A 13,388-nucleotide genomic window follows, 5' to 3' on the forward strand; every position below is an offset into this window, starting at 1 on the left:
TCTCCTCCCACCCCAGGAGCGACCATGACGACGCGTATCTCACGACGCCGCGTGCTCACCGGCACCGCCGCCGCCGCGGGCGCGGCCGCGCTGCTGCCCGTCCCCTCCGCCCGCGCGGCGGCCACGTCCAGGGCGAAGCGGACGGTGGCCGTGCTCGGCGGCGGCATGGCCGGGCTGGCCACCGCACACGAACTGGTCGAACGAGGCTTCGACGTCACCGTCTTCGAGCGCAAAGCCCTGGGCGGGAAGGCCCGCAGCATCCCCGTCCAGGGCACCGGCAAGGAAGGGCGCCAGGACCTCCAGGGCGAGCACGGGTTCCGCTTCTTCCCCGGCTTCTACCGCAACGTCCCCGACACGATGCGCCGCATCCCGTTCCCCGGCAACGCCAACGGCGTCCACGACAACATGTTCGCGCTGTCCTCGACCCGGATCTCCCGCAACGACGGACGCTCGGACATCATCGTCCCCGAGCTGACCTCACCCGGCGGCGGGCTGACCCTGGACGTGCTCAAGGAGACCCTGACCGGCCTGGTGGAGCAGGTCGCCGCCATCCCGCCCGCCGAGCTGGCCCTGTTCGTCAACCGGTTCATCGTCTACGTGACCAGCAGCGACGAGCGGCGCCTCGGCCAGTGGGAACGGCTGCCGTGGTGGGAGTACGTGCGGGCCGAGGGCAGGTCCAGGGACTACCAGGCCATCGTGGCCAGGTTCCTCACCCGCGGGCTCGTGGCCGTCAAGGAGCAGGTCGCCAGCACCCGGACGGTCGGCTCCATGGGCCAGGCGTTCCTGCTGTCGGGGCTCGGGCTCGGCGCCGACGGCGGTCTGGCGCGGATGCTGGACGCGCCCACCAACGAGGCGTGGATCGACCCGTGGGTGCGCTACCTGACCGGCCGCGGCGTCCGGTTCGAGGTCGGGCAGGCCGTCGAGGCGCTGGAGATCGACTCTGGCCGGATCCGGTCGGTACGGGTCGCCGACTCCGCGGGACGCCGCCGCACCGCCGAGGCGGACTGGTTCGTCTGCGCGGTTCCGGTGGAACGGGCACGAGCGCTGCTGACCCCGGGCGTCCTGGCCCTGGCGCCGGAGCTGGAGGGCCTGAAAGACCTGCACACCGAGTGGATGAACGGCCTGCAACTCTTCCTGCGCCGCACCCCCGCCGGCCTCGGCGAGGAGGTCAACTTCATGGACTCGCCGTGGCAGCTCACCGCCGTCCTGCAGAGCAGGCTCTGGGACGGCAAGGACTTCCGGCGCGACTACGGCGACGGGAACGTGGCCGACTGCCTGTCCCTGGACGTCTCCGACTGGGACACCCCAGGCATCCTGTACGGCCGTCCGGCCAAGGAGTGCAGCCCGGCCCAGGTCGTCCAGGAGTGCTGGGCGCAGATGAAGGACCACCTGGAGGACACGGGCCGCTCCGTGCTCCCCGACGACATCCTGCACTCCTGGTTCCTCGATCCCGCGATCAGCTGGGATCCGGCGGCCGGCCGCAACGCCAACGACGAGCCCCTGATGGTCAACACCGTCGGGAGCTGGGCGAAACGGCCGACCCCACGGACCGGGATCCCCAACCTGTTCATGGCCGGCGACTACGTCCGGACCAGCATGGACCTGGCCACCATGGAGGGCGCCAACGAGTCGGGGCGGGCGGCCGTCAACGCGCTGCTGGACGCCGCCGACTCCCCCGCCGGGCCCGTTGACCTGTGGACGCTCTACCAGCCACCCGAACTCGACGGCCTCAAGGAGATCGACGCACGCCGCTACCGCGCCGGCAGGCCCAACCTGTTCGACATCCCCTGACCGCGCCGCCGGGCGCACCGAAGGCGAGTCCGGGAACCATGTGGTAATGTCGATGCCAGTTGCGGTTCCCATAGACTCTTGTGTGCGCCTGACGGTTTCGCCTCAGGCGCATTTTTTGTTGATCTGGATCCTCCGGATGGGGCTGAATCCGCGGCTGCCCGTCCCGCACGGTGCGGAACGGGGACCGACCCATAAGGAGACGCATATGGCCACCGGCACCGTGAAGTGGTTCAACGCTGAAAAGGGCTTCGGCTTCATCGAGCAGGACGGCGGCGGCGCCGACGTCTTCGCCCACTTCTCGAACATCGCCGGCCAGGGCTTCCGTGAGCTGCAGGAGGGGCAGAAGGTTTCCTTCGACGTCACGCAGGGCCAGAAGGGCCTGCAGGCGGAGAACATCACCCCCGCCTGAGCCCGCGACACACGCTTTACCAAGCCGGGCCGCTCAGGCCCGCGCTGACTCGCGTGCGGCGGCGGACCGCTTCACCGCGGCCCGCCGCCGCTCGTTTTTTCATCCATGGTTCGTTCTTGAGATTCCTTCGCAGGACTTTTCGTCCGGCCCCGTGTCGCCTCCGGGCCCGGCAGCGGAGTACTCCTCGACACGTGCCACCCGAGGAAGGCATTCCGCTTGCCCGCTGACCGTCGCTCCCCCGCTTTCGCGGATCTGGACCTGCCCCCCGCCCTTCTGAAGGCGCTCGCGCGCCAGGGGGTCACTGAGCCGTTCCCCATCCAGGCGGCCACCCTGCCCGACGCGCTCCAGGGACGGGACGTCCTCGGCCGCGGCCGCACCGGATCGGGCAAGACGCTCGCCTTCGGGCTGGCCCTGCTGACCCGCACCGCCGGACGGCGCGCCGAGTCCAGGCGTCCCCTGGCCCTGGTGCTGGTCCCCACGCGGGAGCTGGCGCAGCAGGTCGCCGACGCGCTCGCCCCGTACGCCGAGGCCGTACGGCTGCGGACGGCCACGGTCGTCGGCGGCCTGTCCCTCAACCGCCAGGCGGAGGCGCTCCGGCGCGGCGCCGAGGTCGTGGTCGCCACGCCCGGCCGCCTCACCGACCTGGTCGAGCGCGGCGACTGCCGGCTGGACCGGGTCGCCGTCACCGTCCTGGACGAGGCCGACCAGATGGCCGACATGGGCTTCCTGCCGCAGGTCACCAAGCTGCTGGACCAGGTGCCGTCCGACGGGCAGCGGATGCTGTTCTCCGCGACGCTGGACCGCGACGTCGACCGGCTGGTCCGCCGCTTCCTGGACCACCCGGTCACGCACTCGGTCGATCCGCCCGCCGGCGCGGTCACCACGATGGAGCACCACCTCCTGCACGTCACCGAGGACGACAAGCACGACACCACCGCCCGCATCGCCGCCCGCGACGGCCGGGTCATCATGTTCGTGGGCAAGAAGTACGCCGCCGACCGGCTCGCCCGCAAGCTGTCGGCGCGGGGCGTCCAGGCCGCGTCGCTGCACGGCGGCAAGTCGCAGTCGCAGCGCAACCGCGCCCTGGAGGGCTTCCGCTCCGGGACGCTCACGGTGCTGGTCGCCACCAACGTCGCGGCCCGGGGTATCCACGTCGACGACCTCGACCTGGTCGTCAACGTCGACCCGCCCGACGACCACAAGGACTACCTGCACCGCGGCGGGCGCACCGCGCGCGCCGGGCGCTCGGGGACCGTCGTCACGCTGGTGCTGCCCGCCCAGCGCCGCGACATGGACCGCCTGATGTCGGCCGCCGGGATCACCCCGCGCACGACCCGCGTCCACTCCGCCGACCCCTGGCTCGCCGAGCTCACCGGAGCCCCCGCCACGTCCGCCACCACCGCGCCCGCAGGCGCACCCGCCAAGACCGCCGCACGCGAGAACTCCGCCGCAGGCGCGACCTCCAGGAACACGGCACCCGGCAAAACCGCCGCACGCGGGAAGCCCGCCGCGGGCGCGCCCGGCGAGGCGGCGGGGTCCGCGAAGGCTTCCGGGGAGGGGCCCGCGAAGGCGTCGCGTCGCAGGCGGAAGCCGCGCCGCGGCCGCGGGACGCGCGACGCCGTGAGCGAGCAGACGCGTCACGACCCGGCCGCCTCGCGTGGACGGAAGCCGCAGCGCAGGGTGTCGTCCCAGAACACCTGAGCCGCGACGCCGTCAGCGGTCCCCGGCCGCCCGGACCAGGGTGTCGCCGGCCGCCGTGCGGTAGTAGAGGACCGACCGCCCGGCGCGGCGCCGTCCCACCAGACCGGCGTCCAGCAGCACCCTGAGGTGGCGGCCCGCCGACCCCAGCGCCTGCCCGGTCAGCGCGACCAGCTGCGTGGTGCTCTTCGGCGACTCCAGGAGCACCAGGACGTTCGCGCGCCCGGCCCCCAGCAGCCGCGCCAGCGCCTCGGGCACCGGGGCGTGCCCGGCCTCCGCGAGCGGGCCCGCGCACGGGTACACGACGGCGTACCGGTACGGCTCCTCCCACGCCACCCATCCGAACCGCGGCGTGACCGGGACGAAGAACAGCTGGGCGCCGGAGATGTCGCGGGGCGGGTAGTCGTGCGCGTTGATCTGCAACCGGCCCCCGCCCAGCCAGCGGGTGCCGGGGCGCAGGTCGTCCAGCGCGGCCGCCCATCCGCCCCGGCCGAGCTGCCGCGTCCGGGCGACGGTGTCGGCCTCGGCGATCCGGCGGCGGCGCGGCCAGGACGGCAGGACCGTCTCCGTCCACACCCACTCCAGCAGGTCCGCGGCGCGGTCGGCCACGTCGTGGCGGCGGCGCAGGCTCTCGGGTAGTGGACGTTCCAGGGCCATCACCAGGTGGGCGCGTGCGGCCTCGGGCGGTGTCTCCCTGACCCGTTCGAGTTCCTCGTGGAAGGTCGGCTCGCCTTCGCCGGACGGGGCGGGCGTGAGGAAGTCGGCGTTCCAGCGCCGTCCCAGCGCGGACCGGACGATGAGCGCGGTGACGGGGTCGGCGGCCAGCCGCTCCCGGTAGGTATCCAGGTGCGCCGCGAGCCAGGCCCGCTCGCCGGGATGCGCGGCCGTCCCCTTCTCCAGGGCCTTCAGGCACGCCACGGTCTCGGCCAGCGGCGAGAGCACGAACCGGCCGCGCGCGAGCGTGTCCGCGCCCACCTGCCAGAAACCCATACGTTTCGACCTCCCGCGAAACATTAACGCCGGGCCGGGCGTGCTCCGCAGACTCCGGCCATGCGCACCTACCGGGAGCTGTTCGCCTCCCCCGAGTTCACCCCGCTGTTCGCGGCCGCCACCGCTCACAGCGCCGCGACCACCGTGAGCGGGCTGGCGCTCAGCACGCTCGTCTACACGGCGACGGGGTCGCCGCTGCTGTCGGCGCTGAGCATGTTCGGGCCGTCGCTGGTGCAGGTGGTCGGCGCGACCACGCTGCTGTCGGCCGCCGACCGGCTGCCGCCGCGCGCCGCGACCGCCGGGCTGGCGCTGGCCTCCGCCGCCGGTACGGCCGCGCTCGCGACCCCCGGGCTGCCGGGCTGGGCGGGCGTGCTGGTCGTGGTCGCGCTCGGGCTGGTCGCCTCGGTCGGCGGCGGGGTCCGGCACGGCCTGCTCGGCGAGATCCTCCCCCGGGACGGCTACCTGATCGGCCGCTCGGTCCTCAACATGACCTCCGGGACGATGCAGGTCCTCGGGTTCGCGGCGGGCGCCGCGCTGGTCGCCGGGCTGTCGGCCCGCGGCACCCTGCTGACCGGCGCCGCACTGCACCTCACCGCCGCGGCCGTCGCGTACCTGCGGCTGTCGCCCCGGCCGCCGCGCGCGCAGGGACGGCCGTCGGTCGCGCAGACCTGGCGGACCAACGCGCGCCTGTGGTCGTCGCCGCCGCGCCGGTACGTCTACCTCGCGCTGTGGGTGCCGAACGGGCTGATCGTCGGGTGCGAGTCGCTGTTCGTCCCGTACACACCCCAGAACGCGGGTGTGCTGCTGTCGGTCGCCGCGCTCGGGATGCTCGCGGGCGACACCGTCACCGGACGCTTCCTGTCCGCGGCGTGGCGGCGACGGCTCGAGCCCTTCCTGCGGCTGCTCCTGGCCGTCCCGTACCTGGTCTTCCTGCTCGACCCGGCGTTCCCCGTCGTGGCCGCCGCCGTGCTGGTCGCCTCGTACGGCTACTCCGCGACGCTGCTGCTCACCGAACGGCTGATGGCGCTGACGCCCGGCGACATGCAGGGGCAGGCGCTCGGGCTGCACTCGTCCGGGATGCTCGCCATGCAGGGCGTCGCCGCCGCGCTCGCCGGGACGGTCGCGCAGCACACCTCTCCCGCGACCGGCATGGCGGTGATGGCCGCCGCCTCCATCGCCGTCACGCTCGCCCTCGCTCCCGCGCTCCGTACGGCCGCGCCGAAAACCGGAGCGTTGTGAGCGGTCACAACCGCGCGGGGCCGCCCGCTGTGGTCGTTCACAAGCTCGCGGCGCCCGTCCCGAGGACGGTGGTTTCACCGATGCCCGCGTAACACGGGCGCAACACACTGACGGCGCATCCAATACGGCAGGCGTGCACCCCCCGCCGCTTGACCGTCAGTGAGAGGAGAACCATGCTCCGCAAGCAGTCACTCGCGCTGCTCGGTGCCGGCGCGGCCCTGATCGCGGGCCTCGTCACGGCGCCCTCCGCACAGGCGGCCGCCGCCAACCCCTACGAACGCGGCCCCGCCCCCACCGAGTCCAGCGTCACCGCGATCCGCGGCCCGTTCGCCACCTCGCAGACCAACGTGCCGAGCCTGGGCGTCTCCGGCTTCGGCGGCGGGACGATCTACTACCCGACCTCCACCAGCGAGGGCACGTTCGGCGCGATCGCCATCTCCCCCGGCTTCACCGCCTACTGGTCGAGCCTGTCGTGGCTGGGCCCGCGGCTGGCCTCGCAGGGCTTCGTGGTCATCGGCATCGAGACCAACACCACCCTCGACCAGCCCGACAGCCGCGGCCGGCAGCTCCTGGCGGCCCTGGACTACCTGACCCAGAGCAGTTCGGTGCGCAGCCGGATCGACGCGTCCCGCCTGGCCGTCGCGGGTCACTCCATGGGCGGCGGCGGCACGCTCCACGCGGCCGCGTCCCGCACCTCGCTGAAGGCCGCCATCCCGATCGCGCCCTGGAACCTGGACAAGACCTGGCCCGAGGTGCGCACCCCCACCCTGATCCTCGGTGGCGAGGCCGATGCCGTCGCCGGGGTGAGCACGCATGCCATCCCGTTCTACAACAGCCTCAGCGGCGCCCGTGAGAAGGCGTACCTCGAGCTGGACAACGCGAGCCACTTCTTCCCGCAGACCTCCAACACGACCGTGGCCAAGTACATGATCAGCTGGATGAAGCGGTACATCGACGACGACACCCGCTACGAGCAGTTCCTCTGCCCGCCGCCGCGGGCGATCGGGGACATCTCCGACTACCGCGACACCTGCCCCGGCTCCTGATCCCGACCGTTGATCCCGGTGGCGGGCCGCGACCTGGCGCGGCCCGCCACCGGCCGTTCGCGTGCGGGAGACACGCAAACGCGACCGGGTCGTTACTGGACGGACCGCACAATCCGATCATGGGCTCTCTACGCCGCCGCGTGCTCCTGACGGTGACGCTGCTCGCCGCACTCTGCGTCCTGCCGCTCCTGGCGGCCGCACCCGCCACGGCCTCGGACGGCAGGGTGGTGCTGGTCGGAGTGCCGGGCCTGCGCTGGGGCGACGTGAAGCCGCACGCCACGCCCGTCCTGTGGCGGATGGCGAGCCGGGGCGGGATCGCCAACATCGCCGTCCGCGGCGTCACACCCCGGACCTGCGCGTCCGACGGCTGGCTGACCATCTCCGCCGGAGCCCGCGCCGAGCCCCCGAGCAACCGCTGCGCCCCGCCGCCCGAGCCGCGGCGCGACGGCGCGGGCGCGGTCGTCCCCGGCCACGCCGGACTGCGCGCCCACAACGCCGCCACCGGGTACGCCGCCCGGGTCGGCCTGCTCGGCGACGCCGTGCGCAGGACGGGCGGCTGCACGACCGCCGTGGGGCCGGGCGGCGCCCTCGCCGCGGCCGACTCCACCGGGCACGTCCGCCACTACCGCGACCGCGTCCGCGACATGGACCGCCGCGACTGGAGGCGCTGCGCCCTCACCGTCGTGGACGTCGACGACATCGCGCACGGCACCGGCGGCCGCGCGACAACGCTGTCGCGGGCGGACCGTCGCATCGGGGAGGTCCTGGACCGCGTCCCGGACGGCGCGACGGTGCTGGTCGTCGGCGTCGCGGACGCGGGTCACTCGGGGCTGCGCGTCACGATCGACAGCGGCGCCCCCGCCGGACCGGGCTACCTGACCGCCTCGTCCACCCGGCGCCCCGGCCTGCTGTCCCTGACCGACGTCACCCCGACCGTCCTGAGCCTGCTGCGGCTGCCCGTCCCCCGCGAGATCACCGGCGCGTCCTGGACGCACCAGACCCCGCAGGCCCCGCCGACCGCCGTCGCCCACCTCCAGGAACGCGACCTGGCCGCACGCATCAGCCGGGACATGGTGGCGCCGTTCAACATCGCGCTCGTCGGCGGCCAACTGCTCGCCTACGCCCTGGCCGCCTGGGCCTGGCGCCGCGGCCCCACCGCACGGCGCCGCACCGTCCTCTCCCTCGCCCGCCTCGCCGCACTGGCCGCGGCCGCCGCGCCCATCGCGACCTACCTGGCCAACCTCGTGCCGTGGTGGCGGGGCGAGCATCCCGCGGGCGCGCTCACCGCCGCCGTCGTCGCGGCGGATCTCGCCGTCGTCGCCGCGGCACTGGCCGGGCCGTGGCGGCGCCGCCCGTTCGGACCCGTCACGGTGGTCGCCGCGATCACCAGCCTGACCCTGGCCGCGGACGCGATCGCCGGATCCCCGCTCCAGGCCGACAGCCTCAACGGCAACTTCTCGCTGGCCGCCGGGCGCTTCTACGGGTTCGGCAACCTCACCTTCGCCCTCTTCGCCACGGCGACGCTGATCTGCGCGGCCGGGCTCGCCGCCCACGCCCTCGCCGCCGGACGCCGCCGCCTCGCCGTCGCGCTGCCCCTCCTGGTCGGCGGCGCCGCCATCGTGGTGGACGGCTGGCCCGGCTGGGGCAGCGACTTCGGCGGCGTGCTCGCACTCACCCCCGGCGTCGTGCTGGTCGCCCTGTGGGCATCGGGCCGCCGCGTCTCGGCCCGGCCGATCCTCCTCGCGGGCGCGGCAGGCATCGTGCTGGTCGGCGCCCTCTCCTGGCTGGACGCCCGGCGCCCCGCCGACGCCCGCTCCCACCTCGGCGACTTCTGGCTCCGCCTCCTGGACGGCGCCGCCGGACCCGTCCTGGAGCGCAAGGTGGACTCGATGCTGAACTCGCTCGGCAGCGCCTGGCTCACACTGCCCGCGCTCGCCCTGCTCATCCTTCTCCTAGCGCTGCCCCTGCGCCGCGACGGGCTCCTCGGCCCCCTCCTGCGGGACATCCCCGCACTGCGGATGGCCCTGCCCGCCGTCCTGGTCACGGCCGTCGCGGGGTTCGCCGTCAACGACTCGGGCATCGCCGTCCCCGCCCTGACCGCCCTCATCGCCATCCCAGCCACCCTGGCCACGGCCCTCTCAGTGCACGCCGCGAACGGTACCGCCGTCCACCCGTAGCGTCGTGCCGGTGACGTAGTCGGCGAGCGGGCCGCTGAGGTAGAGGACCGCACCGGCGATCTCCTCGGGCCGTCCCATCCGGCCGACGTCGTTCGGCACCAGCTCCTCGATGGCGTTGCGCTCGATCTCCTCCCACGTCTCCCCCCATCCGCGGTCCGGGGCAAGGTCGGTGAGGTACCGCTGGACGGCGTCGACCAGGATGGCGCCGGGCGCGACGGTGTTCGAGGTGATCCCACTCCCCTTCAGTTCGCGGGCCAGCGACACCGTGAGGTTGTGGCGGGCGGCCAGGGTGGCGGTGTAGTGGGGCAGGTCGGCGCCCGGCTGGAGCGCGAGCCCGCCGCCGATCTGGATGACGCGCCCCCAGCCGCGCTCGTGCATCCGGGGGACCAGGCGCAGGATCATGCGGACGCCGGAGGTCACGTTGGCCTCGTAGGTCTCCCGCCAATCCTCGGCGGTCGCCTCCTTCCACGTCCGGTGGGGGTAGGCGCCGGCGTTGTTGACCAGGATGTCGATCGGCCCGCGGGCCAGCGCGGCCTCGGCCACGGTGTCGGCGCCGGGGTCGGAAGTCAGGTCGCCGATGGCGACGTGCGCGCTGCCGCCGTCCGCCCGGATGGCGGCGGCGACGGCCTCGGTGCGGCCGCGGTCGCGACCGTGGACGACGACGTCGGCACCCTCGGCCGCCAGAGCCCTCGCGATGGCCTCGCCCAGACCGGAGCTGGAGCCGGTGACCAGCGCGCGCTTATCCGTCAGTTGAAGATCCATGATGTCCTCTCATGTCTACACCCGTAGACTTCTCTGGAAGTATACACTCGTAGACATGAGTGCTACCCCAGCGCCCGCCCCCTCGAACAGGCGCCGCCGCGACGCCGCCGCCACCAGGCAGGCCATCCTGGACGCGGCGATCGCGGCCTTCACCCGGCACGGCTACGACGGCGTCGGAGTCCGCGACATCGCCCAGGACGCGGGCGTGACCGCGATGCTCATCAACCGCTACTTCGGTTCCAAGGAGCAGCTCTTCACCGAGGCGGTCGACGTCGCCTTCGCACCGCGCACGGTCATCGCGGGCACAGGCGGCGAACTGGCCGGCGAGACCGCACGCACACTGGTGGCGCGGACGGCGCCGGACGCGGAGGAACTCGGCCCCTTCCTGCTCATGCTCAGGTCGGCGGCCAACCCCAGAGCCGCGGAGATCATGCGCGAAGCGATCGGACGGCACCCCGGACGGCACCTCGCCGAGGAACTCTCCGGCGGCGGAACCGGGATCCGCGCGGAACTGATGCTCGCCGTCCAGGCGGGCGTATGGCTCATGCGCAGCGTCCTGACCACGCCCGCACTCGCCGACGCGGACCCAGAAGAACTGGCCCAGCTGATCGAATCCCTCTTCCAGGAAATGACCGACATCAGAGCTTAAGTCGCGCCCATACGACTTTTCCGCCCTCTTTCACGGGCCGTACACCCCATGCGTCGCAGATGTCCGCAATTGTCGCCAGCCCGCGCCCATTGATCGCCGCATGATTCTCCGGCAGCAGGGTGAGCATTTCGCTTCCTCTGTCGTACACTTCCACCACGGGAAGCCCATGTTGCCCGCCCAGACAGAGTCGGACTCCTATCCCACCCTCACCATAACGGTAGGCGTTGGTCACCAGCTCCGACACTACGAGGCGCGCCATGTAGTGCTCCGTTATGCCCCAGCGAGCGAAGGTCGCTGCCACGAATGCCCGCGCCTCTCCCGGTGCCCGGTCCGACGATTCGAACACGGCTGTTTCCACGCTTTCTTCGGTGATCATGGAAGGCTCCTTGGAACGTTTCCGACCGGCTGGTGAAATGATGTGCCCGGCGCCACACTCAATGCGCCGAAACGCACGCCGACCAGCCAAAGTACGGCCAAGAACAGACCCCGACCGGTTATTGACGGCCGTCACCGGCCATCGCCGGTCATCAGCACCCCGCGTACCGAAAGGAGCAACACAAATGCCGCAGCGGCCCAACGACCTCCGCCCCTGGGAATCCCCCGAAGCCCTTTTCGGAAGCGAACTCCGGCATTACCGCGAAGCCGCGGGGCTCTCCCTGGACAAGCTCGCCGACCAGATCCCGTTCGCCAAGAGCACCATCAGCGCGGCCGAACGTGGCGAATCACGCTGCGACCGCTCCCTGGCCGTCGAGTCAGACCGCGCCCTCGACAGCCGCGACGCCCTCACCCGCCTCTGGGACGGCCTCTTCAAGAAGTCCGGCGCCGTCCCGACCTGGTTCACCAACTGGTTCAAGCACGAACCCAAGACCACGCACATCCGCAGCTTCCAGCCGCTCATCATCGACGGCCTGTTGCAGACCCCCGAATACGCGAGCGCATTGCTGGGAGGTGACGAAGGGGCGGCGGAAACGCGCATCACCCGGCAGGACATCCTCACCCGGACGGACCCGGCCCCGCCGAGCCTGCTCTGCGTGATCGACGAGTCCGTTCTCTACCGCGAGATCGGAAGCCCGGCAATCATGTCCGCCCAGCTAGAGCACCTGCTCGCGATCTCCTCAAAGCGAGTGAAGGTACAGATCGTTCCCAGCGTGAACCACGAGGGCCTCTCTGGCGCCTTCGTCATCGGCAACCTGAAGGACGGCGGCGAGATAGCATACAGAGAAGGCGCACTTCGCGGGGACACCACAGCAGATCGCGATGACATCAGAAGCCTCAACGATCAGTTCGCGTCAATTCAAGCTCTCGCTTACCCCCTCAACCAGTCAGCCCAACTCATCAGGAAAGTGGCGACAGAAAGATGGATCTGAGCACCACACAATGGCGCAAGTCATCACGCAGCTCGAACAACGGGGGGCACTGCATCGAGGTCGCCTCGATCTCCAACGCTGTTCTCGTTCGCGACAGCAAGGACCCCGAGGGGCCCAAACTCCCCATCAGCCGCCAGGAATTCCGTCGCTTCACCGACGCCATCAAGCGCGTCTAGACGGTTGATTCCAAGGGGTTTGGGTGCGGTCAGTGATCAAAAGCGGTGAGTGATCGTTTGACCTGTTGGCCGGTGTGGTCGTTGTGCCAGATCGCTGCGGTCAGTGCCAGCACCCGGACCGCGATGCGGACGGCGACGCCGGCCGGGGTGCGTCCGCCGTGACGTTCCAGGTCGAGGTGGCCCTTGAGGGTCTGGTTGATCGATTCGATGGTCTGCCGCAGCGGCTTGAACAGATGCACGGTGGGGCGTTCGGGCTCGCCCTTGCGGGCGGGCCGTAGCAGGACCAGGTCGCCCTCGGTGAGAGCGTGCTCGAACGCGCGGCCGTAGTAGTGGCGGTCACCGATGATCGTCTGCCCCGGGTGGCGGGCGGCCAGGTCCGGGTCGGCGCCCAGCATGTCCAGCAGTGTGGCGCGCTCGTCGGCCTTGGCACCCGTCAGCGCGAAGGCGACCGGCAGCCCGCCCAGGGTGCACAGCAGATGCAGCCGCAGCCCCCAGAAGAACCGCGAGTGGGAGGCGCAGTAGCCGTATTCGGCCCATCCGGCCAGCTCGCTGCGCCGGGTGGTGTCGCGGGAGCGGCCGCACTCGACCGGGGTGGAGTCGACGACCCAGACGTCATCGCTCCACAGCGAGGTGTCCCGGCCCAGCATCTGGATCATGTGCACGACCAGGACCGAGGCCGCCCGCAGCCGCTTGTTGTAGCCGGACTGCCCGGGCAGGCGGGGGAACATCACGGCCAGGTCGGTGCGGGCGTAGCGCAGCCATCGCCGCTCGGAGGTGAAGCCCAGCAGCGCCGACATCACCGCCAGGGTGACCAGCTCGGCGTCACTGAGCCTGGGCTGGATGCCGGTGGCCGGGCGCCAGGGGGCCAGGTCCGGGAAAGCCCGCAACCAGTCGTCGATCCTCACATACAGTGCGGTGGCGAGGGTGTTCAGGTCTGGGGTCACAACCGACCATGGACACCCTCGCCCCATTTCCGCAGGCGATCCCTTGGAATCAACCGTCTAGTGCGATGACCATGGACGTTCGCCGGGTCTGGTGACACGCCGGTCGACGTCCACGGTCTTGTCGTTGTTGGGCCTCACCC

Annotated in this window: 13 protein-coding genes; 9 read left to right on the forward strand and 4 right to left on the reverse strand. The window is 72.0% G+C overall.

Translation table 11 applies throughout. The features are described from left to right. Positions 1-24: 24 nt before the first annotated feature. The 3 genes from ACZ466_RS12780 to ACZ466_RS12790 all read left to right on the forward strand — a co-directional run bounded on the left by ACZ466_RS12780 (position 25) and on the right by ACZ466_RS12790 (position 3,901). Positions 25-1,791, forward strand: coding sequence for a hydroxysqualene dehydroxylase (locus ACZ466_RS12780; protein WP_378292621.1), 1,767 nt, complete (start codon positions 25-27; stop codon positions 1,789-1,791). A gap of 205 nt (positions 1,792-1,996) precedes the next feature. Then, the gene (locus ACZ466_RS12785) at positions 1,997-2,200 is read left to right on the forward strand and encodes a cold-shock protein (protein WP_378292623.1); all 204 of its coding nucleotides are present in this window, start codon (positions 1,997-1,999) and stop codon (positions 2,198-2,200) included. Between the two features lie 216 nt (positions 2,201-2,416). After that, positions 2,417-3,901 carry a DEAD/DEAH box helicase gene (locus ACZ466_RS12790; RefSeq protein ID WP_378292625.1) on the forward strand — a complete coding sequence of 495 codons (1,485 nt, stop codon included), beginning with the start codon at positions 2,417-2,419 and terminating at the stop codon, positions 3,899-3,901. Between the two features lie 12 nt (positions 3,902-3,913). Here the strand turns inward: ACZ466_RS12790 and ACZ466_RS12795 are convergent, their stop codons facing one another. Further along, on the reverse strand, positions 3,914-4,888 hold the full coding sequence (locus ACZ466_RS12795; RefSeq protein ID WP_378292627.1) for an ArsR/SmtB family transcription factor: 975 nt from the start codon (positions 4,886-4,888) through the stop codon (positions 3,914-3,916). A 60-nt stretch (positions 4,889-4,948) separates the two neighbouring features. On the opposite strand from ACZ466_RS12795, the gene ACZ466_RS12800 reads away from it, so the two are divergent. From ACZ466_RS12800 to ACZ466_RS12810, 3 genes are all read left to right on the forward strand, one after another. Then, positions 4,949-6,127 (forward strand): MFS transporter, encoded by a 1,179-nt coding sequence (locus ACZ466_RS12800; RefSeq protein ID WP_378292629.1) that lies wholly within the window; start codon positions 4,949-4,951, stop codon positions 6,125-6,127. Positions 6,128-6,300: 173 nt separating this feature from the next. Then, the gene (locus tag ACZ466_RS12805; protein WP_378292631.1) at positions 6,301-7,173 is read left to right on the forward strand and encodes an alpha/beta hydrolase family protein; all 873 of its coding nucleotides are present in this window, start codon (positions 6,301-6,303) and stop codon (positions 7,171-7,173) included. A 119-nt stretch (positions 7,174-7,292) separates the two neighbouring features. After that, on the forward strand, positions 7,293-9,350 hold the full coding sequence (locus ACZ466_RS12810; RefSeq protein ID WP_378292634.1) for an alkaline phosphatase family protein: 2,058 nt from the start codon (positions 7,293-7,295) through the stop codon (positions 9,348-9,350). On the opposite strand, the gene ACZ466_RS12815 is transcribed toward ACZ466_RS12810, so the two are convergent. Next, positions 9,312-10,112 (reverse strand): SDR family NAD(P)-dependent oxidoreductase, encoded by an 801-nt coding sequence (locus ACZ466_RS12815; protein WP_378292636.1) that lies wholly within the window; start codon positions 10,110-10,112, stop codon positions 9,312-9,314. The two genes, ACZ466_RS12810 and ACZ466_RS12815, sit on opposite strands and share 39 nt — an antisense overlap. A gap of 55 nt (positions 10,113-10,167) precedes the next feature. Between ACZ466_RS12815 and ACZ466_RS12820 the strand changes: the two genes are divergently transcribed. Beyond that, entirely contained in the window at positions 10,168-10,761 is a 594-nt protein-coding gene (locus tag ACZ466_RS12820; RefSeq protein WP_378292638.1) for a TetR family transcriptional regulator, read from the forward strand. Here the strand turns inward: ACZ466_RS12820 and ACZ466_RS12825 are convergent. Next, positions 10,751-11,137 carry an ATP-binding protein gene (locus ACZ466_RS12825; protein WP_378292640.1) on the reverse strand — a complete coding sequence of 129 codons (387 nt, stop codon included), beginning with the start codon at positions 11,135-11,137 and terminating at the stop codon, positions 10,751-10,753. The genes ACZ466_RS12820 and ACZ466_RS12825 overlap by 11 nt on opposite strands. 184 nt (positions 11,138-11,321) lie before the next feature. On the opposite strand from ACZ466_RS12825, the gene ACZ466_RS12830 reads away from it, so the two are divergent. Both ACZ466_RS12830 and ACZ466_RS12835 read left to right on the forward strand, forming a co-directional pair. Further along, a complete protein-coding gene (locus ACZ466_RS12830) occupies positions 11,322-12,128 on the forward strand; it encodes a helix-turn-helix domain-containing protein (protein WP_378292642.1) in 807 nt (268 codons plus the stop codon). Next, entirely contained in the window at positions 12,119-12,304 is a 186-nt protein-coding gene (locus tag ACZ466_RS12835) for a DUF397 domain-containing protein (RefSeq protein ID WP_378292644.1), read from the forward strand. Before ACZ466_RS12830 ends, ACZ466_RS12835 begins: the two co-directional genes overlap by 10 nt. A 29-nt stretch (positions 12,305-12,333) precedes the next feature. Here the strand turns inward: ACZ466_RS12835 and ACZ466_RS12840 are convergent, their stop codons facing one another. Continuing rightward, positions 12,334-13,248: an IS982 family transposase gene (locus ACZ466_RS12840; RefSeq protein ID WP_378293641.1), complete on the reverse strand. Its 915-nt coding sequence runs from the start codon at positions 13,246-13,248 to the stop codon at positions 12,334-12,336. Positions 13,249-13,388: the final 140 nt, after the last annotated feature.

Source organism: Actinomadura rugatobispora (assembly GCF_055379765.1).

Excerpts from the sequence above, each read along its gene's own strand:
- ACZ466_RS12780 (WP_378292621.1), top strand. The coding sequence starts at position 25 with ATGACGACGCGTATCTCACGACGCCGCGTGCTCACCGGCACCGCCGCC.
- ACZ466_RS12785 (WP_378292623.1), top strand. The coding sequence starts at position 1,997 with ATGGCCACCGGCACCGTGAAGTGGTTCAACGCTGAAAAGGGCTTCGGC.
- ACZ466_RS12795 (WP_378292627.1), bottom strand. The coding sequence starts at position 4,888 with ATGGGTTTCTGGCAGGTGGGCGCGGACACGCTCGCGCGCGGCCGGTTC.
- ACZ466_RS12800 (WP_378292629.1), top strand. The coding sequence starts at position 4,949 with ATGCGCACCTACCGGGAGCTGTTCGCCTCCCCCGAGTTCACCCCGCTG.
- ACZ466_RS12805 (WP_378292631.1), top strand. The coding sequence starts at position 6,301 with ATGCTCCGCAAGCAGTCACTCGCGCTGCTCGGTGCCGGCGCGGCCCTG.
- ACZ466_RS12810 (WP_378292634.1), top strand. The coding sequence starts at position 7,293 with ATGGGCTCTCTACGCCGCCGCGTGCTCCTGACGGTGACGCTGCTCGCC.
- ACZ466_RS12815 (WP_378292636.1), bottom strand. The coding sequence starts at position 10,112 with ATGGATCTTCAACTGACGGATAAGCGCGCGCTGGTCACCGGCTCCAGC.
- ACZ466_RS12820 (WP_378292638.1), top strand. The coding sequence starts at position 10,168 with ATGAGTGCTACCCCAGCGCCCGCCCCCTCGAACAGGCGCCGCCGCGAC.
- ACZ466_RS12825 (WP_378292640.1), bottom strand. The coding sequence starts at position 11,137 with ATGATCACCGAAGAAAGCGTGGAAACAGCCGTGTTCGAATCGTCGGAC.
- ACZ466_RS12830 (WP_378292642.1), top strand. The coding sequence starts at position 11,322 with ATGCCGCAGCGGCCCAACGACCTCCGCCCCTGGGAATCCCCCGAAGCC.
- ACZ466_RS12835 (WP_378292644.1), top strand. The coding sequence starts at position 12,119 with ATGGATCTGAGCACCACACAATGGCGCAAGTCATCACGCAGCTCGAAC.